Raw genomic sequence first — 23,489 nt, forward strand, 5'->3', positions numbered from 1 at the left:
CGGACGGTCACCGGACGCCGGCGCGGTAGGTCAGGACCAGGCCGACGCCGCCGAGGGTCGTCCGGTCGCCCTCCACGGCGAGCGGCCACCCCGGCCCGCCCACCAGCAGGCCCGGGGTGGGCAGCAGCTTGCCGTCGTCGAGCGCCAGCCGCCGGTCGCCGTTGATCAGCAGCCGCGCGGACGTCCCCGGCGGGTACGCCGCGTAGACGCCGGTGATCTGCCGCCCGATCATGCCCGGGAACATGCCGGCCGTGAACGGCAGCGTCAGGACGTCCTCGGAGCCCTCCGTGAACGCCGCCCACCGGTCGGGGAACTCGGTGGCGACGTCCACGAACCGGGCCGCCGGGTACGGCTTGAGCATGCCCTTCACCGCGTTGGCGAACAGCTCGCCCCCTTGCTCGGCGGCATACTTGACGGTGATCGTCACGTCCCGCAGGGCGGGCGCGCCGCCGGCCGGGAGCTCCAGCCGCCACCGGGAAACCGCGCCCGTGCCCTCGAAGGGCAGGTAGCGGTCATCGTCGAAGCGCAGCTCGAACAGGCCGTTGTTGTCCTTGTACTCTTCCAGGTCCGACAGCGCGATCTGCTGCCCGGCCCGCCAGTTGGCCCGCAGCGTGCCGGGCATCGGGCCCTTCGGGTCGATCAGGTACTTGACGGCCTTGGGGTCGGGGCTGAGCACGATCTTGCTGTCGAGCTGCGTGAGCGTGGCGTTGAGCCCGATCGGCGCCTGCGCCCCCTCGAAGGTGACCGACAACGTCCTGATGCGCCGCCGGTAGTGCCCCGGGAAGTCGCGATCGAACAGCGGCTCGGTGAGCGCGAACTCGCACCGCCCGGTTGTGCGCAGGTTCAGCGCGGCCAGCGGGTCGAGGGCCAGCAGCGACACCTTCTTGGTGATCTCCAGGCCGCGTGCGTCGCTCTCCAGGTACGCCTGGCCGAGCCGTTCCAGGTCGACCGACAGGCTCTCGCCCGCCAGCAGCCCGTTGCGCCGGCTCTCCCAGTACGCCGGCCGGATGTGGTCGGCCTCGCCCTCCGGCACGCCGCGTTCGTACTGGAAGGCCCGCTGCGCGGCACGCGCCATCTCGTAGGCCAGGTTGTACGTCTGGAAGTACATCCCGGACAACCGCCCCGACATCCACTGGTAGAGCTGCGCGTTGGCGAACTTGTTCGTCATGAACGCGCCGACCGCCTCGGTGTCGGCAATCTCCTGCCTGAGCACCTCCAGCTCCCGCTGGGCCACCTTGACCTGGAGCTCGGCGCCGGCCACCTGGTGGTCGAGCTGCGCCACGTCGGCCCGCGCGACCGCGAGCTGGAAGGCCCAGTCCTGGGCCATGCGCTCCTGCTCGGCCCGGACGCCGAACAGCTCGCCGAGCACGCTGAGCCCCTCCGCCGTGGTCGTCGCGACGTCGGCGCCGGTGTTCAGCGCGTCGGCGACCTGGATGCCGCCCTCCTCGGTGCCGATGATGAACGGGCCGATCAGGACCTGCGGCAGGGCGGCGGCGACCGCCGCGCCGACCTTGAGCCCCGCCCCCACGAAGTGCGCGACCGCGGCCCTGGTCATGACGTCGATCTGGGCCTCCTGGAGCGGGGACATGCCGTCGGCGATCAGGCCCTCGTAGTAGCGCGCCCGCTGCTCGGCGCTCTTCCGGCCCACCTGGAGTTCGAGAAGGCCCTCGGTGGCGATCTGGACCTGCGCCTCCTTGATCGCGCGGGTGAGCCCGAGGATCGTGCCCTCCTGCCTGTTCTGCAGCAGCGCCAGCTCCTCGGCGTCGCGCCGCTCCAGCACGTTGAGCAGGTCGCCGGCGAACTGCCGCAGCTTGTCCACCAGCTCCTGCGCCCTGCGGAAGGTGAAGGAGAACCGGTAGTGCGGCACCGGCACGGCGGCGGCCAGGGCGAGCTGGTCGGGCGAAGCCCCGCCGGCCACGCCCCTGACCAGCGCCATCACGTCGGCGGGCGGCTCGAACAACGGCACGGGACGGCTGATCCCCATGATGTCGAGCGAGGCCCTGATCTTGCGCAGCCGGTCCTCGACCCGGGTCCAGTAGTCCAGGAACACGCTGTTGCCCGGGACGTGGAAGTAGGGGTTGCCGATGCCGCCGTGCACCTCGCCCGGCCCCTTCAGCAGCGCCCCGCCCGCCGTCAGCTCGGCGAGGACGCCGTTCCCGGCCGGCAGGGGCGGCTCGGCGGCGGTCAGCTCCTCGTAGCCGCGCGCCGGCGTGACCGCCCGCGGCCCGAGGTCCTCCGGCCGCGGGCCGAGCAGGTCGTGGGCGAAGATGTAGAGCATCCTGGCCTCGTCCAGGCTCTCGCCGGTGTACTGGCGGAAGAGCAGGTCGCCCCAGTCCAGCAGGTTGTCGACGTAGGCCATCACGACCGCCCGCCGGTGGGCCGCCGGACGCAGGTCCGCGATGGCGTGCGGGTCGAACGGGTCGTCCATGTACGTCCGGATCATCGTGTCCCAGTCGCCCGCCAGGTCGTACTGGCGGCGCAGCCGGCCGATCATGGCGACCTTCTCGCCGAGGCCGTCCAGCGCGCGGCGGGCCCGTGCCGGGACGCCGGTGGCGGCCAGCGCGCGCTCGACCTCCCGCAGCCCGTCCGAGGCGAGTCCGGTCAGGTAACGCTCCTCGTCCGCGGACAGGTCGTGCGCCTGGTACGCCGGGGCCAGCGCCTCCAGCGCGCGCAGGATCGGGTTCAGCGCCCCGGCCACCTTGTCGGCCTCCGCGCCGATCTCCCGCAGGTCCTCGCGGCAGCCGGTGACCAGCGCCTTGACGTCCGCCGACAGGAACGGCAGGAACCGCCAGTACCGCGGCTGGGTGGGGTCGAAGACGTACTCGTACCAGGTGCGGGCCTCGTCGAAGCGCTGGGCGCCGTTGAGCGCCTGGGCGATGAGCACGGTGGCGTGGAAGAAGACCTCCCAGTAGTAGATGCCGTTGCCGCTCTGGAAGTCCAGGTGCGAGCTGGTCGGGTAACCCTGCGCGACCACCTGCGGGCCGACCTTGATCGTGGTCGGCCCGGAGACGGTCTCGCTGAAGGCGGGCAGCTCGTCGATCTCCTGGGTGCGCGGCGCGAGCAGCTCGGCCACCCCGCCGGTCAGCAGCGCCTTGTTCAGCCGGTACGCCGTGCTCGACGTGAGCCGGACGATCTCGTGCGGCAGCGAGGCGACCTCGTAGGGGCGCTCGGGGGCGTACCTGACGTACTCGGCGCCGAGGAACAGGAAGAGGTCCCGGCTGTCCAGGACGCCGGTCAGCCGGGCCTGCCAGCCGTCGGGCAGCCCGCCCCAGTTGCCGGCGACCGGGGAGAAGACCAGGTCGTCGCCCAGCTCCCGCCCGGACTCAAGGACGGCGTAGTCGGTGCCGGACAGGACGTACCGGCGGCCGGCGCGGGTGAAGACGGCCCGGACCGCCTGGTCCATGGGCTTGGGGTAGCCGCGGTCGGCCACGTCGGGGATCGTGCCGCCGTTCAGCGTGTAGCGGACATACTCCAGGCCCCTGGCCAGGTACAACCGGCCGCCCACCACGTAGGCCGCGTCCACGCCCTGCCGGGTGACCAGCGTCCCGACCTTGCCCAGGTCCCTGGTCGGGTACGGGCCACTCTGCGTGTACTCCTTGCGGTCCTTGGAGGTGATGGAGACGTACGTCCTGGCCGCGTTGTCGAAGAACCAGGCGCCCTCGCCGAACACGAAGGCGGCCCCGACCCGGCCGGACTGCGGCAGGCCGTCGGTGTTCTTGGCCAGCGGGCGCGGATACCCCTTGTCCAGGCCGCCGTCCGGGGAGAAGCGGAAGTACTGGTCGCCGGAGAAGACGAACGCCTTGTCGCGCAGCAGGATCGTGTCCACCCTGGCCCCGCCGGGCGGCGTCCAGGGCAGCTTGCGCGGCGTGTCCAGCGAGGACGAGTCGACGTAGCCGAGGTCGCGGGAGAAGAAGTACTCCTTGCCGTCGGGCAGCGTCCCGGCCGCGTCCACCTTCGGCCAGCTGGGCAGGCGCTCGTCGTTGGTGGCGAGCTGCTTCGGGTAGCCCTCGTCCGGCAGGCCGAACGGCGGGCCCGAGTAGCGGTAGTAGACGGGCCCGGCGAACAGGTACGTCTGCTCGCCGCGCACCAGGGCCGCGTCCACGACGCCCGACTCGTACAGCTGGGTGGACACGTGGCCCCAGCGGCCGGCGACCGGCAGCCTGCTCAGCCGGGTGGCGTCCGGGCGGTCGGGGCCGACCTCGACGTAGAAGCGGTTGGCGTTGTTGAAGAAGTAGCGGGTGCCGTCGGGCAGCTCGAACGCGGCGTCGATCGGGTTCCAGCCGGTGGGCAGCCTGTCGGTGTTCGCACTGAGCGGCTGAGGTCTGACGTCGCCGCCGGGCGGGCTGACCGGACGGCACAGGAAGCTGCCGCCCTTGTGGTCCACGCTCAGCCAGGCGCCGCTTTCGAGCTCTTCGTGCGCCGGCATCGTGAGCCGCACGACCTTGGACTCCTCGACCGGCTCGTCGAAGATCCGGTCCAGCCGGGACGCCCGCAGCGGCTCGGGCACGCCCTCCACGCGGACGGCGTACAGCTCGGGGGTGAGCGCGAAGGAGGAGTGGGTCTCCTTGCCGTCCACCTTGTAGAAGCAGGTGATCACGATCGAGTCGTGCGCGTCGGCGCTCTCGCCGGGCACGACGGCGGACGCCTGGACGTAGAGGCGCACGTCCGTGATCGGCGCGTCCCGCCGCTCCTCGACCGGGAGCACCTGGGCGGCCACCCACTCGTGGTTGAGGTTGCGGAAGGAGTAGGAGATCCGCACCCGATGCGCCGGCGGCGGCGCGGTGACCTCCTGCGTCTCGCCCGTCCGCTTGGCAGTGATCTTGGTCCCGGACGGGTCCTCCGGCGTGACCGTCTCGACGACCGGCCAGAACACGAACACCCGGCCGAACGCGTGCACCGGGTACACCCGCTCGGACTCGATCTGCACGTCCGCCTTGAGCCACGGCTCCCAGGTGGCCGACAGCTTCGCGCCGTCCCTGAACTCGGCCTCTCGGCAGTAGTAGCGCCGCGGCTCGGTCCTGGTCCTGCCGAACAGGACCAGCCGCCGGACGCCCGCGTCCGCGCCGTCCTCGGCGTAGACGTAGCCGCCCGCGACGGCCAGCCTGGAGACCTCGGTGTACTCGTCGAGGTAGCGCTTGTAGGCGCGCTCGACCTTGTCCCGGGTGATCTCGCCCTGGAGCAGGTCGTCCTCCAGGGCCTCGAAGGCGGGGGTCTTCGCGGTGCGCAGCTCGGGGCGCAGGTAGTTCTCGGGGTAGAGGAAGACCTTCCTGTTGGCCTCCCAGACGCGGTAGTTCCGCATCCAGGCCCACCAGGTCTTCAGCCGTTGCCGGAGCCCGTCCGGGTCGTCGCCGTCGCGCGGGGTGACCTGTTCCAGGCCGAGCAGGTAGCGGTGCAGGTAGAGCTGGGCCGCCGCGATGGCCTCGCGCACCCGCGAGGTGCGGCCCTGGCCGCCCGTCTCCACGTCGATCAGGTAACGGTCGTAGAGGTCCTGCGGGGTTCCGGCCCCGGCCGCGACCGTGACCAGGGCATCGCGTTTGAGCACGTTGAGCTCGTCGTGGATCGCCGCCGACAGCGCCGTCCACTCCTCCGGGCCGTGCAGGTGCTCGACCAGGCCGTACAGGGCCGTGGCGGCCGCGTCCAGGTCGCCGCCGAACGCGTTGCGCCAGACGTCGGCGTACAGCGTGGACGGCGCGCCGCCCAGCCGGTCGGTGACCGCGAACAGGTCGACCAGCCTGAGCAGGAACTCGACCTCGAAGCGCTCCTCCTCGGGGGTGACGGGCGTGAGCAGCGCCGCGTTGCGCCTGGCCCACCTGATCTCGTCGGGGTCCCAGCCGAACAGCTCGGCCAGGCGGCGGTACGGGTCCTCCACCGAGGCCGGGCCGTCCAGCAGGAACGCGGCCAGGCCGTCGGGCCGCGACCGGACGAGGTCCACGAACCTGGTGATCGTGTGCACGTCGCTCAGCCGGTACTCGGCCGTGTCCGACCAGCGGTGGGCGAAGCGCTGCGGGAAGGTGCGGTCCACGGCGTCGTACCCGGCGGAGTAGCGCGCGTACTCCGGGCCCTGGCACAGGTAGGTGCGGCCCTCGAAGACGAAGGCGCCGTCGGGGCCGGTCTCGAAGCGGGCCGGCAGGTCGCCCCAGTCGTCCTTGACCGTACGGGGGTAGCCCTCCTCGACGTGTTCCAGCTCGCCCGGACGGTAGCGGACGTACTGGCCGGACCTGAAGGCGTACAGCTCGCCGGTGGGGGCGGCGAAGGCGGCGTCCACGACCTTGCCCTCGGCGAAGGCGTTGCGCACCTTGCCCCACTGCTCGGTGATCGGCCGGGGGGCGGCCGTGCCGTCGGCGCGCAGGTACTCCGCGCCCTTGAACAGGTACGTCGTGCCGTCCGGCGTGCGGAAGGCCGCGTCGAGGCCGTCGGCGAACGCGTCGGGCAGGGGCCTGCGGATGCCCAGCTCGTCGGCCAGCGTGCCGTCGATCGTGCGGGGGTAGCCGTCGTCGGCGAACTCGTACTCGGTGCCGGTGTAACGCAGGTACTGGTCGCCGCAGAACAGGTACGTGTACGGGCCCTTGACCAGGGTCGCGTCCACCTTCTCCCGTTCGGCGACGGTGTTCCTGACCAGGCCGAGCGCCGCCAGCTCCACGACCCCGGCCGCCGCCCGGGAGACGACGTGGCAGATGCCGCCGGCCAGGACGTGCACCGTCCGGTCGTTGCCCACGACGGCGTCGATCATCCGCGTCCCCACCCGGTCCTGCATGGCGTCGTCGAACGACTCCGGCAGGTTGGCGAACGCCTCCTCGTGCCGCAGGTTGCCGATGATCTTCTTGGGGTAGCCGGGATCGACGTAGCGGTACTCCGGGCCGCTGTAACGCACGTAGTGGTCGCCCGAGAACAGGAACGTCGTCTCGCCCCGGTGCACGTAGGCGGCGTCCACCCGGGCGGTGGCGTCGTCGGCGACGAACGGGTTGGGCGACCTGCCCCACCGCTCGCGGACGGCTTCCAGCGGCCCGAAGGCCCGGTCGGCGTACCTGGCGTACCGCTCGGCGAAGAAGAAGTACGTGGAGCCGTCCGGCGCGGTGAAGGCCGTGCGCAGGGCGTCGCCCGGCTCCAGGCCGTGGCCGAACCCGCGCCAGACGCGCTCGGCGGGCCGCGGGTAGGACCATTCGCGGGTCCTCTCGTCGAACTGCACGAACCGCTCGCCGAACAGCAGGAGCATGGTGTCGCCCTCGAACAGCACCGCGTCCGGCACGGGACGGCCGGGCACGCGGTAGGGCTCGGGGACGTCCCAGAAGCTCTCGTCGGCGGTCGCCGGGTAGCCGTCGTCGGGCCGGGTGTAGTCGGCGCCCGAGTAGACGACGTACCGCAGGGCGCCGTCGGCGTCCGGGCGTTCGAACAGGTAGGTCCTGCCTGCCCGCACGTAGGCGAGCGTGACGTTCTCCAGGCCGCCCCAGTGGGCGGCGATCGGGCGCGGCTCGCCGTCGATGGCGAGGTTCACGTCGGTGTAGGCGACGAACTGGTCGCCGCTGAACAGGTACGTCTTCCCGTTCCGGCCAACGAAGGCCGCATCCACCGTGTTGTCCTGATAAATCGTGTTACGTGGTCGTCCCCACTCCTCCGCGAGCGGGTACTCCCTGTTCAGCCGGGTGTTGTAGCAGGACGCCCCCTTGAACAGGTACGCGTGCCCGTCCGCGCCGCTCAGCACCGCGTCGAGCCCCGTCCTGAACTCCTCCGGCACCGCCCGCAGCAGCCGCGGCCTGGCCCGCACCGGGGCGGCCCGCGGCCCCTCCAGCGCCGGACGCCTGCTCCAGCCGTTCGCGTCCTGCGTGAGCACCGTGCCGTCCTCGACGAACGCGCAGGTCACGCCGCCGATCGCCAGGTCGTCGTAGCGGCGGTACAGGGTGTCGGAGACGACATGGCAGCTCGTGCCGCGGAACAGGTACACGTTGCGGCGGTCGGCGAAGGCCGCGTCCACGCCGTCCAGCGTGACGTCGAGGCCGGCCAGCCGCGGCTCCCGCGACAGGGCCGACAGGGCCCGCGGGTAACCGTCCTGGACGTGGGTGAGGTCGTCGCCCGCGTAGCGGACGTACTGGTCGCCGGAGAACAGATAGGTGTAGCGGCTGGTCACCTCGGCGCCGTCCACGCGCTCGGTCGCGTCCATGACCAGGGCGGCGTCCACACGTCCCGTCCTGGCGATCCGGCTGACCACGTTGCCCCAGAACGTCTGGACGTTCGCCGGGTAACGGTCGTCGATCTCGGTGTAGTCGCCGGTCGAATAGCGGACGTACCGGCCGCCGGAGAACACGTACGTCCTGCCGTCCTTGCCGACGAAAGCCGCGTCCACCCTGCCGAACGGAAGGCTGTCCCAGTGCTCGGCCAGCGTGCGCGGCTCCGACCACCAGCGGTGCCTGCTGTCGAACACGACGAACCGGTCACCGGAGAACAGGTACGTCCGCCCGTCCGGCCCGGTGAACACCGCGTCGATCACCGCGAAGCGCGGGTCGGCCGCCAGCGTGGCGGGCAGGTTCCACCAGTTGTCGGACACCGGCCTGGGGTAGCCGGCGTCGGGCACGGTGTAGTCCCTGGTGGAGTAGCGGACGTAGAAGTCGCCGCCGTCCGCGTGCGCCTCGATGTGCAGCGGGTCGCTCCTGAGGGTCACCTCGACGCCCTGCTCGGTGCTCACGTGCCACTCCGGGGCGGCGCCGCGCGCCCGCGCGTCCTCGGCGAAGGACAGGCCGTGCTCCAGGAACCGGCGGCGCAGCGCGGGCGACAGCCGCCCGGCGTCCAGCTCGGGCGCCTGGGCCAGGGGCAGGTCGAACAGCCGCCCGCCGACGCCGAACAGGTACGTCCCGCCGTCCATGACGAAGGAGGCGTTCACCCGGCGCAGGCCGCCCCAGTCGCCGGCGATGCGGCGCGGGTAGCCGAGGTCCACGACCGAGTAGTCCGCGCCGGAGTACCTGATGTACCGCTCGCCGCTGAACAGGTAGGTCCGGCCGTCGAGCCCGGTCAGCCCCGAGTCCACCACGCCGCCGGGCAGCGCGTCGGCGACCTTGCCCCAGCGCTCGGCCGTCGGTTCCGGCACGCCCACGCCGGAGTCGCCGGCGGCGATCGTCCGGCCGTCCTTGAACAGGTGGACGAGCCCGCCGGAGTCGGTGAAGGCCGCCTCGATCCCCGTCTCGAACTCGCCGGGCAGGCCGGGGAAGCGGGACTCGATCCGTCTCGGGTAGCCGTCGTCCACCCGTACGCCGTCGTTCTCCAGGCTGTCGGAGTAGGCGACCACCTGGTTGCCGCGCAGCAGGTGGACCAGGCCGTCGCCGCCGACGAAGGCGCTGTCCACGCGCTCGGCGCCGTCGAAGGCGTTGCGTACGCGCCCCCAGCGGGCGGAGACGGGCTGCTCGCCACGCTCGGTGTCGAGGTGACGGCCGCCGGTGAACAGGTGCGTGCGGCCGTCCACGTCCTGGAAGGCCGCGTCCAGCGAGGCCCGGAAGTCCGCGGGCAGCGGGGTGTCGTGGCCCTCCGCCGACCACCACTCCGCGAGGCCGCGCGGGTAGCCCTCGTCCACGGCCGAGTAGTCCGAGCCCGAGTAGCGGACGTACTGGTCGCCGCAGAACAAATAGGTCCGGCCGTCCTCGTCCACGAAGGCGCTGTCGATCCGCCCCGGGGCGTCGAAGTTGTTCCTGACCTTGCCCCACACCTGGTCGCGCGGGGCCCAGCGGATGCTGCCGGGCTCCTTGACGTACAGGTGGGAGGCGCCGTCGAGGCCGCGGCCGATGATCCACTCGGCGCCGCCGGGATGCGCGAAGGCGGCGTCCACGCCGGTCAGCTCCGCGAACCTGGGCGCCAGCTCGATCAGCGGCTTCGGCCGGGGGTCGGCCAGTTCGTACGTGGTCCCCGAGTACACCCAGTAGCCGCCGGGCGCGAACAGGTAGATGTTCCCGTCGCCGCTCCTGAGCACGGCGTCGATGGTCTCGACGTTCGGCGGCAGCGCCAGCGGCTCGGGGTACTTTCCGGCCAGGTCCTGGTCCTGGAAGGCGACGGCGACCTCGGTGGGGTCCATACCGAGCTTCCCGGCCAGCGCCGCGAAGCGCCGGACGCGCCGGTAGACGGCCCGCAGGTGCGGGTCGGCGGGCACGGCGGTGACCTCGCCGCTCTCGTCCCCGGCCGCGAGGACCGGCGGGACCAGCACCTCCAGCGCCTCGGGCAGGCTGCCGGCCACCCCGGCGCAGATCGCCGCGACCGTCGCCTCCGGCACGCCGAACCCGTCGGCGAGCACCGAGGTCAGCGCCGTCTCCTGCGCCCGCGCCCCGCGCTCCAGCGCGGCGGTGATCTCCCCGACCGCCTCCGCGGTCCGCACCGCCACCGGGTGCAGCAGGAAGAAGACGTCCTTGGCGAAGTCCTCCAGGCCCGGCAGCGTGAACTCCAGCGCGTTCCCGACGTTGCGGAAGCGGTCCAGGGCCTCGCGGCGCACCGCGTGCGCGCCGTCGAGGTGCCCGGCCGCGACCAGCATCGCGGCCACCCGCCCCTGCTCCTCCTCGTCGAACCCGAGCTCCCCCAGCGCCTCCATGTCCAGCCTGTACGGCTTCTCGTCCCGTACGCACTCCTCGATCCGGGCCGCCACGACGGCCGTCTCCGCCGCCGTGAACCCGTCGCCCAGCGTCAGGCCGTCCAGGTCGGCGGCCACCCGGCCGTCGCGGAGGTAGGCGCCGTCGAGCGCGTCCAGCACCCGCTGCGCGACGGCCTCGTCCGCGACGTCGGCGAAGTCGTCGGCGGTGAAGGTGTACAGCTCCTCCTCCAGAGCCGCGAGCTGCTGCCTGATCGCGTCCAGGACGAACCGCCGGTGCGGGTAGAACTCCGGCGCGAGCGCGAAGTCGTCGATCCTGAGCCCGGCCAGCGCCACTTTGTCCAGGTAGTTCCCGTCCGCGTCCAGGTAGCCGTTGAAGCGCAGGCTCTCGGCCAGCCGGACGGCGTTCAGCCGGTGCCCGGCGAAGATCTCGGGGTCGAGCGCCAGCGGCTCCCGGCCGAACTGCTCGATCCGGGCGCGCAGCTCGTCGAGCACGGCCGGGGCGACGTCGGTCAGGCCGGCGTTCAGCAGGAGGCGGCCGACGTTCTCCTCGTCGGCGAAGAAGCCGGGCGAGGACACCGCGCCGTCGGCGTCGATGTAGCCGTGGTGGATCAGGTTGTCGTACAGCTCGGCCTGCTGCTCCTCCGTCAGGCCGCCGAGCGTGGCCAGGTCCGACGGGTAGAACGACGAGGTGCCGTTCGACACGCTGTTGATCAGCTTGAACAGCGGCTCCCTGAAGGACTCGAAGTCCCGCTCCAGCCGCAGCCCGTGGTCGCTCACCGGCATGTCCTCGGTGACCAGCCGTCCGTCGGCGCGCAGCCGTCCGCAGAAGACGAGCTGGGCGTAGATCTTCCCGGCCGTCCGCTCGCCGAGCCCGAGCCCGGTGAAGTCGTCGGCGACGATCACCCCCAGCCCGGTCACCGCGTCGTACGCGGCCGCCTCGGCCTCGGCCGGGTCGAGCCGGAGCAGCCGATCGTCCCGGGCCGAGACGACCCCGCGCCCGTGGCTGCCCAGGATGTCGTGGACGGCCTGTGCCGCCCGCTCCCCGAACCGGTCGCCGGCGAACAGAGCGGGCGCGCGGGCGACCGTCCCGAACCGCTGGTTGAGGCTCTCCAGGACGCCGACCTGGTCCGCGTCGTCGCGCGCCGCCGACCGGCCGCCCAGGATCTCGACCAGCTCGCGGCTGCCGAACCCGGCGGCCTGCGTCCAGCGGGCCAGGGCCTGCAACGTCTGCGCCAGCCACAGGCAGGAGCCCGGATCGGCACCCTCCAGGATGCGGTGGCAGTCGCCGGTGCCCGGCTCGACCGTGCCCAGCACGGAGAACGTGGAGTGGCGCAGCACCGACGGGTCGCTCTCCAGGACCTCCATCAGGTCGAACAGCTCGCCGGCCGAGATCCCGAGCGTCGAGACGAACCGCCCGGCCCGCTGGAGCAGCACGATCGCGGGCAGCCCGATCTCGCCCCGGTCGAACGGGCTCGGCTCCAGCGCGTCGTAACGTTCCCGGTAGCGCCGTACGACCTCGGCCAGGTCGCTCTCCGTCGTGCCGATGGAACGTGCCAGCCTGCGCCGGTACTCCTTGTTGTGCGGGGCCATGATGTCGCCCGAGACGCGCGGCAGGTCCTCCAGCCCGGCCGGGCGGATCGGCACGACGAGCCCGCACACGTCGTCGACGGCGAGGTCGTGGCCGCGCGCCAGATGGACGACCACCGCGAGGGTCCGCAGCGCGGCCGTGTCCAGGACGCCGCCGCAGCAGGAGGTGAGCACGCGGTCGAGGTCGGTGGTGCTCAGGCCGGTCCTGCGGGCCAGCCGGACGAGCCTGCTCACCCGGTCGAACCAGTACGGCGGGACCGGCCCCGGCCTGCCGTCCACGACGGTGCCCAGCTTGGCGCCGTCCTCGGACATCGTCACCGGTGCGCCGCCGAGGTTGACGAAGAACTTCGCCGGCGGCCGGTCCGGGTCCTCCGCCTGCACGAGCAGTTCCCGCAGCTCCAGCGCGGTCAGCCCGGTGGCCTCGCGGAAGCGCCCGACGTTCTCCAGCACGTTCAGCCGGTCCTGGTCCGGCAGCCCGTAGAGGCGTTTGACCTGCGTCTCGCTCGTCGCGGCCGTCGTCGCGTTGGTGACGTCCTCCGGGGACAGGCCGAGATACAGCCGGGCCACCGTGCCGGGGTCGGCGTCCGGGGCGAAGAGGCGGTAGAGCTCGTCCGGGCCCAGCCGCAACCGGCCCAGGTGGTTCCTGAACCGCTCCTCCCGCAGCGAGAACGGCATCGAGAACGGGAAGGCCAGCCCGCGCATCACCTCGTACGGGTCCTGCCCGACGAGCTTCTCCAGCACCTCCACGACGATGTCGAGGTAAGGCGACTCCGTGAACGTGTTCTCGGCGTCGAGCAGGATCTTCCGCAGATCCGGCCGGCGCTCCCGGTCGAGCAGGGACGGCTGCCGGAAGACGTTCTCGATGAGCCCCAGCAGGTCCACGAGGTAGGCGCCCGGCGAGAACACCGTGCGGGCCTCGTCCTCTTGCCGCTGGTCGAGTTCGACGTCGAACAGCTGCTCGTAGTTCGGTATGGATTCGCCCCTGGCCACGTGTCCTCCTCTGAGGAGCTCCTGTGTTCCCGCCGGTCCTCGGACTCAGAGGCACGCGACCCTCCAGGAATACGCCTGCCGGGCGGCAGGTCCACCTCCGTGTCCGGAACCGGACAGTCGATCACCTGCCACCCGGGCTTGGGGGTCGTCCTCGGGGATCTAGGCGGCCGCTCCCCCGCCGAAGACCTCCTCGACCAGCCGCTGCACGGCCGTCTGGAACGCCGCCGCCTGGGACATCGCGGCATCGTCCACGTAGGTCACCGAGGCGGTCAGGGTCGTGCCGCCGTCGGGCGTGCTGTACATCAGCGCCGCGGAGCCCGCGATGCCGCCGTTGTGGGTGATGACGGTGCCGCCTCCGGTCCCCGTGTCCTGGACGAACAGCCCCAGGCCGTAGCCGACCTTGGGGTGGACGTCGCGCATCTCGGCCAGCAGGTGGGACGGCAGCAGCCTGCCGCCCAGCAGGCCGGAGATGAAGGCGTGCAGGTCCTTGGTGGTCGAGATCATGTCGCCGCCGGTGGAGATCCAGGAGGGGTTCTGGCGGGTGACGTCGACCGTCTTCTCCTGGCCGTCCTCCTCGTACCGGTAGTAGGCGTGGGCGTGCGGCCCGGCGATCTCCGTGTCGGTGCCCGGCACGACGGTGTCCTTCAGCCCGAGCGGCTCCAGGACGCGCCGCCGCATCTCCTCGGCGAACGGCCGGCCGGTGACCTTCTCGATCAGCAGCCTGACCAGCACGTAGTTGGTGTTGGAGTAGCTCCAGTCCGTCCCCGGCTCGAAGCGGGCGGGCTTGGACAGCGCGAGCCGTACCAGTTCCTCCGGCTGGTAGGTCCTGAAGCGGTCGTCCACCCACTCCTTGCCCGACCAGACGATGCCCGGCACGACGGTCCCGTCCTCGTAGTACTCGCCAGTGAAGTTGAACACGCCGCTGGTGTGCTGGAGCAGCATCCGCACGGTGATCCGGCGGTCCAGGCCGTACTCGGGCAGGTGGTCGTCCACGAGGTCGTCCAGCGCGATCGTGCCGTCGGCCACGAGGCTCAGGGCGAGGGCGGCGGTGAAGGTCTTGGTGACGCTGCCGACCCGGAACCGACCATTCGTGGGCGGCTCGGCGAGATCGCCCAGCTCGCGCACCCCCGCGCTGCCGACCCACTCACCCCGCTCGTCGTTCACGCGCAACTGCATCCCGACAAAGCCGGAGTCCACGATCTTCTGGATGATCTTCTGCAGCTCCGGGCGCTCGGCCTGGCTGTTCACGGAAACGCCGTCGTTCGTCATGATTTATACGCCTTTCAGAGCTGTCGGGCCGCAATCCCCGAACCGGTGATGAACCAACCATCCCGGACCGCCCTGACGCCGGACCGTCATCGCCCTGACATGCGCGCTGACATGGCATTTTCCGGGCGGCGGCTAGCGATGGCTCCGGTGCGCGGTCTCCGGACCCACCACCCGCAGCAGCTCCAACGCCTCGAACGTCTTCGACCCCGGCGGCGGCGCGAAGATCAGCAGCCGCTGGTCCTCGTCCGGGGCCAGCAGCACCTCGTAGTCGAACTCCATCGCGCCGATGGCCGGATGCCGGATCCGCATGCGGCTGCTGCGGCGTACCGCGACCTCGTGACGCTCCCACAGCGAGACGAACTCCGGGCTGGCCCGGCGCAGACGCTCGACCAGCGCCCGGGCCGGCTCGTCGTTGCCGCGGCGGACCACCGCCGCGCGCAGGTCGGCCACGTGCACACGGGAGCGCTCGGCGTGCTCCTCCTCCGGATACGCCTCGCGCCTGAGCGGATCGCTGAACCAGCGCCACACGATGTTGCGGTCGGGCTGCTCGACCGTGCAACTGCACCCGAACAACGACTCGGCCATGGCGTTCTGCGCCAGCACGTCACCGAGGTCGCTCAGCACCTGCGCCGGGGTGCCGACGAGGCGGTCGAGCAGGTAGAGCAGGCTCGGCTTGACGTGCTCGCCCGCCCGCGGCCCGGCCGGTGGACGGTGCCCGGCCAGCAGGTAGAGGTGGTCGCGTTCGTCGCCCGTCAGCCGCAGCGCCCGCGCCAGCGCGCCCAGCAACTGGGTGGACGGCTGCGGGCTGCGTGCCTGCTCCAACCGCATCAGGTAGTCGGCCGACATGCCCGCGAGCTGAGCCACCTCCTCCCGCCGCAGCCCAGGGGTACGGCGGCGCGGCCCCGACGGCAGCCCCACCTCGCCGGGCAGCAGCCGCTCCCGCGAGCGGCGAAGGAAATCGGCAAGCTCCTCGCGATCCATGCACCCCATCCTGCAACATCACGAAATATCGCAGTCTAGGACTCCTTGTCCTAGGGAGTCCGGTCCGCTCCTCATCCGGCACGCCGGCTGGCACGGTGACGTCCATGACCCACCACCTGACCGTCTCCGGAACCCGCGTCGCCTACCGCACCCTCGGCGACGGCCCCGCCCTGGTGCTCCTGCACGGCACCGGCCCGGGGTCGGTGACCTGGGACGGCGTCGCCGGCCACTTCACCGACCGCAACACCGTGATCCTCCCGGACCTCGGCGGCAGCGACCTCGCCGAGGACGACGGCGCCCCCCTGACCGTCGAGGGCCTGACCCGGCAGCTCGCAGCCGTCATCGAGCACTCCGGCAAGGCGCCCGTGGACCTGCTCGGCTTCTCCCTGGGCGCGGTGGTCGCGCTGTCCCTCGCCGCCACCCGTCCCGAACTGGTCCGCCGCCTGATCCCGATCTCAGGCTGGGCCCACACCGAGGACGCCTACCTCCGCACCGCCCTGCAGATCTGGCTGAGCCTGGCCGGCACCCCGGACGCCTTCGCCCGCTTCTCCATGCTGACCGCCTTCAGCCGCCGCCACCTCAACTCCCTCAGCCCCGAGGACCTGGAGAGCCGGGCGACGTACTTCCAGCCGCACCCCGGCCGCCTGCGCCAGATCGACCTCGGCCGCCGCGTGGACCTGCGCCACCTGCTCCCCCGCATCCAGGCCCCCACGCTGGTCGTCGGCGCCGCCCATGACGGCCTGATCCCGGTGGAGAACTCCCGCGAGCTCCACGCCGCCATCCCCGGCAGCTCCTACCTCGAACTCGACACCGGCCACGTCTCCAGCGCCGAACGCCTCGACGACTTCGTCAAGCTCGTCCGCGACTTCACCACCTGACCCCGATTCCACCCCAGGTTTCCCCGGCGAAGACAGCGGGGGCCGGTCCGCACGCGCAGACCCGGCCCCCGCCGCCGACCCGTTCGCTCAGGCCAGCGTGTCCTTGATCTTGATCTGGCCGCCGTCGATCACGAACCTCTGGTTGTCGTTGTCGGCCTGACACTCCCACTGGTAGATCCGGACCCCGTTGCCGCGGTCGTTGGTGACGTCGATGCACTTCGGCCGCGACGTCCCCAGCGTGTCCTTGATCTTGATCTGGCCCCCGTCGATCACGAACCTCTGGTTGTCGTTGTTGGCCTGACACTCCCACTGGTAGATCCGGACCCCGTTGCCGCGGTGGTTGGTGGCGTCCACACACATCGGCCGCGACGTCCCCAGCGTGTCCTTGATCTTGATCTGGCCCCCGTCGATCACGAACTTCTGATTGTTGTTGCCGGACTGACATTCCCACTGGTAGATCCGGACCCCGTTGCCACGATCGTTGGTGACGTCGATGCACAAGGGGTTCGGAGCGGAGGCCGCGGCAGGCAGGACGAGACCCGCACTGACGGTGGTGACGAGAACGGCTCCGGACAGAAGACGGCGAACAAGCAGCATGATTGTCCCTCCGAGGGTGCGTTGAACAGGGCTAGAGCACCATGTCGCAACTAACCGTGTTGGATCAATCACCTTCCGTTGACAGTCCTCTACCCCCGACCCCCGAAGCCCCCTTCAACCAGGCAAAACCCGGCGCAGGTCGTGCAGGCGGCGGCTCACCTCGGCCACACCGATCCCGCGACCACTCTTCATGTCTGCGCCCACGCAATCCGCTCAGCCGCCGACGTCTAAGCCCGTTCCTCCACGACGGCCGAACCTTCGATCCGAGGGCTCACGAACGGCTTCGAAGCACGAATGAAGTCGGTGATGAGCGCCCGAGAAGCGGCTCGCTGGCGATCCAGCTCGTCACGGCTTTCCAGATCGTTCATCCGATCAACGGCGCCCAGGGCGTCCCACCCCTTGGCGATCAGTTGCTCATCGTCAGTCAAGAGCTCCATGCGATAGAGCGCCTCCAGAGCCGCGGACCGTAGCCGTTGCTCTTCACGACGTAGCTCGATCCAGCTCGATTGCTCTGGACTCTCTTGTCTCGCGAACCACAGGTCCATCTGCCCGCGGCGATAATTGGTGAGAGAGCCCGCGAGGGTGCAGTACGCGTCTATACGTTCCGCTCGAAGCCTTTCGGTCCGCGCGAGACCTTCTGCCCGGTTCGCCGTTCGCGCCCCTAACAGGTGGTTCAGCGCGGCCCCGAGAAGAGTCCCCAGTATTGCAACGATGCTTGCCGCAACCGCTTCCATGGCGTCATGGAAACACACGATCCGCGAGCTTGGAGCTTCAGCGTTGCAGCCGATGAGCGAGGCCCGCCTTCTGCGGCCCGAAGATGCCTGCAAGCAAAAGACCCCCTGTGATGATCACAGAGGGCCTTGAACTGGGAGCCGCCTTGGGGATTCGAACCCCAGACCCCTTCATTACGAGTGAAGTGCTCTGGCCGACTGAGCTAAGGCGGCGTGCCGTACGGCTTGAAGGAGTCTACAGGAGATCGAGGGGTTCTTGCTCCTCCTGATCACCGGATGCCGGGACAGATCACGCCATCTCCCGGCGGCACCCCCTCCACCAGATACCGATCGACGGCGTCGTCCACGCACGGCGAGCCGCCCCCGTACGCGGTGTGCCCGTCGCCGTCGTAACTGAGCAGCACGCCGGACCGGAGTTCCCCCGCCAATGCCCGAGCCCATCCGTACGGCGTCGCCGGGTCGCGTTTCGTGCCGACGACCAGGATCGGAGGAGCGCCCTCGGCGGTCAGGGGATGCGGCGAGAAGGTCGGCCGAGCCGGCCAGAAGGCGCACGGCAGCGACGACCACACGATGTACGGCCCGAACCGGGGCGCCTCCCTGGACGTCTCCGCCGCGTCCGCCGCGAAGGCCGCGGCCGTCGTCGGATACGGGCCGTCGACGCAGTTGACCGCCAGGCCGGCCTCCAGCTGGTTGGAGTAGGTGCCGTCGTCCTGCCTGCCCGCGAGCTGGTCGGCGTTCCGCAGCAGGAGGGAGCCGTCGCCCTTCAGCGCCCGGCGCAGCGCCTCGGTGAGCTCCGGCCAGGAGGCGCGGTCGTAGAGCGGCGTCAGCGCTCCGAGCGTGGCCAGCGCCTCGGTGACCGGCCGCCCACCCCCTTCCAAGGGCCGGGCGTCGGCACGGCGGAGCAGGGCCCCGACCTCGTCCATCGCTGCTTCGACATCGCGTCCGGCGAACGGGCAGTCCCGGCCGCTCAGGCAGTCCTCGACGTACGCGCGCAGCGCCTTCTCGAACCCCACCGCCTGCTCCGCGTTCATCCGCACCCGCGAGCCGGCCGGATCGAGGGCGCCGTCCAGCACGAGCGCCCGCACCTTGTCAGGGAACAGATCGGCATAGACAGCCCCGAGGAAGGTCCCGTACGACTTGCCGAGATAGGTGAGCTTCCGGTCGCCCAGGGCCTGACGCAGCCGGTCCAGGTCGCGGGCGACGTCCACGGTCCCGAGGTGGGGCAGCAGCCGGGCGGCGTGCCGCCGGCAGCCTGCCGCGAACCTCCGCGCCGCGGCCTCCAGTTCCCCTTGCTCCGCGGCGGTGTCGGGCGTGGTCTCCATGGCCACGAACGCGTCGAGCCGCTCGTCGTCGAGGCATTCGACCGGCGCCGACCGTCCCACCCCGCGGGGATCGAACCCCACGACGTCGAACCGCTCCCGCACCTTCGCGCTCACGGCGAGCCGGGCGGCCCTGGCGTACTCGACCCCGGAGGCCCCCGGCCCGCCGGGGTTCACCACCAGGGAGCCGAGCCGCGGCCCGCTCGCGGGCAGCCGGACGACCGCGAGCTCAAGCTGCTCACCGTCGGGCTCCCCGTGATCGAGCGGCACCCGCAACGTCGCGCACTCGAACCCGTCACCGCAATCGGACCAGCGGAGCCCTCGCACCGCCCGCTCCTCCCTGCCGCACCCGCCGGCGAGGAGCACCGCCGACACCGTGACCCCGGCCGCGACACCACGCGACACCGGCGCCCACCACGAACCAGACATAGGCAGCAGGGCGGAGGCCCACCACGAGCGGTAGTCACGCACCCCACCACCCAACCACCGCCGGCACGGGACACGCCGCGGAACCCCCGGCGCTCACCAGGACGAGAAGGAACGGCCCTCCCCCGGATGACTTCACGTCAAGTCAGGAGTTAGCCTGAAAAGACTGCTCCGTTCCCCCCGGGCACGGTCGCTCAGGCGACACGTCCGGAGGCAGTCGTCCGGTATGTCCGGCGAACAACGGAGGCATCCATGAACGGCTACCCGCAGATCGCGGACCACGGCATGATCGGAGACCTGCAGACCGCCGCGCTCGTCTCCGGCGACGGCACCATCGACTGGTGGTGCACGCCCCGGTTCGACTCCCCGAGCCTCTTCGCGTCCATCCTCGACAGCGGGCGCGGTGGGCACTGCCGGCTGGCCGCCGACGTGGACCGGGCCGACGAGACGACCGTCCGGCAGCTCTACCTGCCGGACACCGCCATCCTCGTCACCCGTTTCATGGGCCCCGGCGGCGTCGGCGAGGTCGCCGACTACATGGAACCGAACACCTCCGCCACGCCTTCCGGTCGGCACCGCCTGGTGCGGCTCGCCCGGGTGGTCCGCGGGAGCCTGCCCTTCACGTTCACCTGCCGTCCCCGCTTCGACTACGGGCGGGCACCGCACACGCTCGCCCTCCACGACGACCGATCAGCGGTCTTCCAGGGCCCTGGCACGAACCTGCACCTGCAGGCCGCCGGCCCCATCACCCTGCGCCCCGACGGCGAGGACGTCGTGGCGGACTTCACCCTCCAGGCCGGCCAGACGGCCGCGATCGTCCTGACCAGCGACAGCGACGGCGACCAGCCCGTGCCGCCCGTGACCCCCGACAGCGCGCGCGACAGCTTCGAGACCTGCCGTGACTTCTGGCACGACTGGCTGCGCGCGTCCCGGTACCGGGGTCGCTGGCGTGACATGGTGAACCGTTCGGCGATCACGCTCAAGCTCCTCACGTACGCGCCCACCGGCGCCCCGATCGCCGCCGCCACAATGGGACTGCCGGAGCAGATCGGCGGCGAGCGCAACTGGGACTACCGCTACACCTGGGTCCGCGACGCCTCCCTGTCCGTCCGCGCCCTGATCGACCTCGGTTTCGTCGAGGAGGCCCAGGCTTTCCGTACGTGGCTGCGTGAACGCCTGATCGTCGGCCGCGCCTCGGGTGAGCCGCTGCAGATCATGTACCGGATCGACGGAGATCCCCTGCTGACCGAGGAAGTACTCGGCCACCTGGAGGGATACCGGCAGTCCCGGCCGGTACGGGCCGGAAACGCCGCCGCCGACCAGCTCCAGCTCGACATCTACGGTGAGGCCGCGGACGCGCTGGCCCAGGCCCAGGAGGTCGGCGGCATCCGCGGCTGGCGGTCCTTCGCCAAGCTGCTCGACTGGCTGGCCGACACCTGGGACCGTCCCGACGAAGGCATCTGGGAGACCCGTGGCGGGCGCCAGGAGTTCACCTACAGCCGCCTGATGACCTGGGTCGCCTTCGACCGCGGCATCCGGATGGCCACCGCCTACTCCCGTCCCGCCGACCTCGTCCGCTGGAGGAGTGTCCGGGACGCCGTCTTCGACCAGATCGTCGACCGCGGGTGGAACTCCGAGCGGCAGGCGTTCGTCCAGCACTACGGCACCGACGTGCTGGACGCGTCGCTGCTGCTCATGCCCCGGGTCGGGTTCATCTCACCCCGCGACCCGGCCTGGCTGAGCACCCTGGACGCCATCGACAAGGAGCTGGTCAGCGACAGCCTCGTCTACCGCTACGACCCGGCCGCGTCCCCCGACGGCCTGCGCGGGTCGGAGGGGACCTTCAACCTGTGCAGCTTCCTCTACGTCGAGGCCCTGGCCCGCGCCGGACGGCTCCAGCAGGCCCGGTACGCCTTCGACAAGATGCTCACCTACGCCAACCACGTCGGCCTGTTCGCCGAGGAGATCGGCCCGTCGGGCGAGCAGCTCGGCAACTTCCCGCAGGCGTTCACCCATCTGGCGCTCATCGCGGCGGCCATCGCCCTCGACGAACAACTTGAGGGCACCGCCCCGGACGGGCGGTGAACCTCATGGCCTACCGATCGGGCAGCCGGATCGCGGCGCCCAGCCCCACCAGGGCGAAGATCGCAAGAGCGATCATGGCGAGCGCATAGGACCGGTTCCCCTCGGCCAGCCCGGAGATGAGGATCGTGCCCGCGATCGCCGTGCCGAACGACGAGCCGAGGTTGGACACGCTGCGCGACAGCCCGGAGATCTCGCCCTGTTGCTCCTCGGGAAAGCTGGACTGCACGACGTTGACCGACGGGGTCAGCATCACGCCCACGCCCAGCCCGATCAGCAGCAGCCCCGGCACGAAGGCGACGACCCTCGACGACGCCCCAACCAGGGCGAGCAGGACCGCGATCCCGGTCACGGTCATGGCGAAACCCGCCGAGATCAGGTTCTTCTGGGAGTGCTTCCTGGTGAGCCGCTCCGCCGCCAGCGACGTCAGCAGGACCCCCACGGTCGCCGACGTGAAGATGACGCCCGTCTGGATCGCGTTGTACCCGCGGACCTTCTGCAGGAAGACCGCGACGACGAAGGACGTCCCCATGAGCACCAGCCACTGCATGTTCTGGGTGACGAGGCCGAGATTGGACGTGCGGTTCCGGAAGAGCCGGGTCGAGAGCAGCGGCTCCTTCCCCGCGCGTTCCCGAGCGCGGATGTGCAGGAGGAACCAGACCAGGAACCCGGCCCCGACGACGAGGAACGCCACCATCAGCACGGCGTTCTTGCTGGCCTGGAGGATCCCGAACACCACGAAGAACATGCCGACGGCCGACAGGACCGCACCGGTGCCGTCGAAGGGACGGGTCGGGTCCGGCGCCACCGGGTCGGCGATCCGGCGGCTGAGGAAGACGATCACCGCGACGACCACCGCCTGGAAGACGAACGCGGCCCGCCAGGTGATCGCCGTGGCGATGAACCCGCCGATCAGCGGGCCCGCCGCCGCTCCGACCCCGCCCAGCCCGCTGATCAGGCCGAAGGCCCTGGCCCGCGCCCGCAGATCGTCGAACGCCATCGTCGCGAGGATGTAGACGGGCGGGATCAGCAATGCGGTCCCGACGCCCTCAAGGACCGAGTTGCCGACGATCAGCACTGCCAGGCTGGGTGAAAAGGCGCTGGTCAGAGCGCCGATCCCGTACAGGGTGAGCCCTGCGAGGAAACACCTCTTGCGTCCCCAGCGGTCGGTCAGCTTGCTGCACGGGATCATCAGCACGGCCATGATCAACAGGAACAGCGTGATCGTGCTCTGCACGCCCTCCACCGTGGTGTCCAGGTCCCTGCCGATGTCGTTGATCATCACGTTCATGTTCGAGCCGGCGAAGCTGCAGATGAACTGGGCCAGCGCCAGAGGGGCCAGAGGGCTCTTCGCGAAGGCGTCCGGGCCGGTGCCGGTCACGTTCCGCCCCGCCGGTGCAGCCCACCGCCCGGACCGGCGCGGAAACCCTCACGGACGGGATCGCCGCGGCACATCGTCCACCTCCCTCGATCCGAAACTCACTGGGACTTCCGCCCCGGGAAGCTCACGGCACACCACGCGGCGGACCGGCCACCCCGGCTCAATGCTGGAACGCGGCCTTCAGCACCACGATGACCAGCCCGAGCAGCAGATTGACCACGCTCGTGACCAGGACCATCCGAGACGAGGCACCGATCCCCACGGCCGCCGCAGCCGACCAGCCGACCTGCCCGGCCACCGCGACCGCGATGGCCAGCCACGCCGTGCCCTGCGGTTCGAGACCCAGCAGCGGTCCGACGGCCACGGCGACGGCCGGCGGCACGGCCGCAGTGACGATCGGCCATTCCTCGGCGCAGGCCCGGCGGATGTCGGCCACGCTCATGCTCTGGAAGACCGCACGGGCGCCGAACAGGCGGGCGTGCACATGAGCGGCCCAGAACACCACGCTGGTCCCTAGCAGCAAGACGATCATCTCCAGGCGCGGGAACCTGCCGAGCGACGCGGTGCCCGCCACCACCGAGGCGGCGAGCAGTGATCCGTAGACGGCACCGGTGTAGTCCTTGTGGGCGCCGCCGACCGGCGACCGATGACCGTCGGCCGGATCGGGCACCTTCCCCATGGCGACCTCTC

10 protein-coding genes and 1 tRNA gene are annotated in these 23,489 nt (G+C 71.1%); 2 read left to right on the forward strand and 9 right to left on the reverse strand.

Annotated elements, in window-relative coordinates:
- Positions 1 to 7: 7 nt before the first annotated feature.
- The 3 genes from ACIA8R_RS01000 to ACIA8R_RS01010 form a co-directional block, all read right to left on the reverse strand.
- Entirely contained in the window at positions 8 to 13,135 is a 13,128-nt protein-coding gene (locus tag ACIA8R_RS01000) for a hemopexin repeat-containing protein (RefSeq protein WP_397035759.1), read from the reverse strand.
- A 159-nt stretch (positions 13,136 to 13,294) separates the two neighbouring features.
- On the reverse strand, positions 13,295 to 14,404 hold the full coding sequence (locus ACIA8R_RS01005) for a serine hydrolase domain-containing protein (protein ID WP_397035761.1): 1,110 nt from the start codon (positions 14,402 to 14,404) through the stop codon (positions 13,295 to 13,297).
- A 132-nt stretch (positions 14,405 to 14,536) separates the two neighbouring features.
- Positions 14,537 to 15,385: a helix-turn-helix transcriptional regulator gene (locus tag ACIA8R_RS01010; protein ID WP_357702167.1), complete on the reverse strand. Its 849-nt coding sequence runs from the start codon at positions 15,383 to 15,385 to the stop codon at positions 14,537 to 14,539.
- Positions 15,386 to 15,489: 104 nt separating this feature from the next.
- Here ACIA8R_RS01010 and ACIA8R_RS01015 point away from each other — a divergent pair, with 104 nt between their 5' ends.
- Positions 15,490 to 16,263 (forward strand): alpha/beta fold hydrolase, encoded by a 774-nt coding sequence (locus tag ACIA8R_RS01015; protein WP_397035763.1) that lies wholly within the window; start codon positions 15,490 to 15,492, stop codon positions 16,261 to 16,263.
- Between the two features lie 87 nt (positions 16,264 to 16,350).
- Here ACIA8R_RS01015 and ACIA8R_RS01020 read toward each other — a convergent pair whose 3' ends face one another.
- The 4 genes from ACIA8R_RS01020 to ACIA8R_RS01035 form a co-directional block, all read right to left on the reverse strand.
- The gene (locus ACIA8R_RS01020; protein ID WP_397035765.1) at positions 16,351 to 16,860 is read right to left on the reverse strand and encodes an RICIN domain-containing protein; all 510 of its coding nucleotides are present in this window, start codon (positions 16,858 to 16,860) and stop codon (positions 16,351 to 16,353) included.
- A gap of 227 nt (positions 16,861 to 17,087) precedes the next feature.
- Positions 17,088 to 17,594 carry a hypothetical protein gene (locus ACIA8R_RS01025; protein ID WP_364084003.1) on the reverse strand — a complete coding sequence of 169 codons (507 nt, stop codon included), beginning with the start codon at positions 17,592 to 17,594 and terminating at the stop codon, positions 17,088 to 17,090.
- Positions 17,595 to 17,730: 136 nt separating this feature from the next.
- A tRNA-Thr gene (locus ACIA8R_RS01030) sits at positions 17,731 to 17,804 on the reverse strand.
- A 56-nt stretch (positions 17,805 to 17,860) separates the two neighbouring features.
- Positions 17,861 to 19,315, reverse strand: a complete 1,455-nt coding sequence (locus ACIA8R_RS01035; protein ID WP_397035767.1) for an alpha/beta hydrolase — start codon at positions 19,313 to 19,315, stop codon at positions 17,861 to 17,863.
- Positions 19,316 to 19,588: 273 nt separating this feature from the next.
- Between ACIA8R_RS01035 and ACIA8R_RS01040 the strand changes: the two genes are divergently transcribed.
- Complete coding sequence (locus ACIA8R_RS01040; protein ID WP_397035769.1) at positions 19,589 to 21,421, forward strand: glycoside hydrolase family 15 protein; 1,833 nt, start codon at positions 19,589 to 19,591, stop codon at positions 21,419 to 21,421.
- Positions 21,422 to 21,431: 10 nt separating this feature from the next.
- Here the strand turns inward: ACIA8R_RS01040 and ACIA8R_RS01045 are convergent, their stop codons facing one another.
- A complete protein-coding gene (locus ACIA8R_RS01045) occupies positions 21,432 to 22,799 on the reverse strand; it encodes an MFS transporter (RefSeq protein ID WP_397035771.1) in 1,368 nt (455 codons plus the stop codon).
- Between the two features lie 160 nt (positions 22,800 to 22,959).
- Complete coding sequence (locus tag ACIA8R_RS01050) at positions 22,960 to 23,478, reverse strand: hypothetical protein (RefSeq protein ID WP_397035773.1); 519 nt, start codon at positions 23,476 to 23,478, stop codon at positions 22,960 to 22,962.
- Positions 23,479 to 23,489: the final 11 nt, after the last annotated feature.

It is taken from the genome of Nonomuraea sp. NPDC051191, from assembly GCF_044455665.1.
GTDB lineage: Bacteria > Actinomycetota > Actinomycetes > Streptosporangiales > Streptosporangiaceae > Nonomuraea.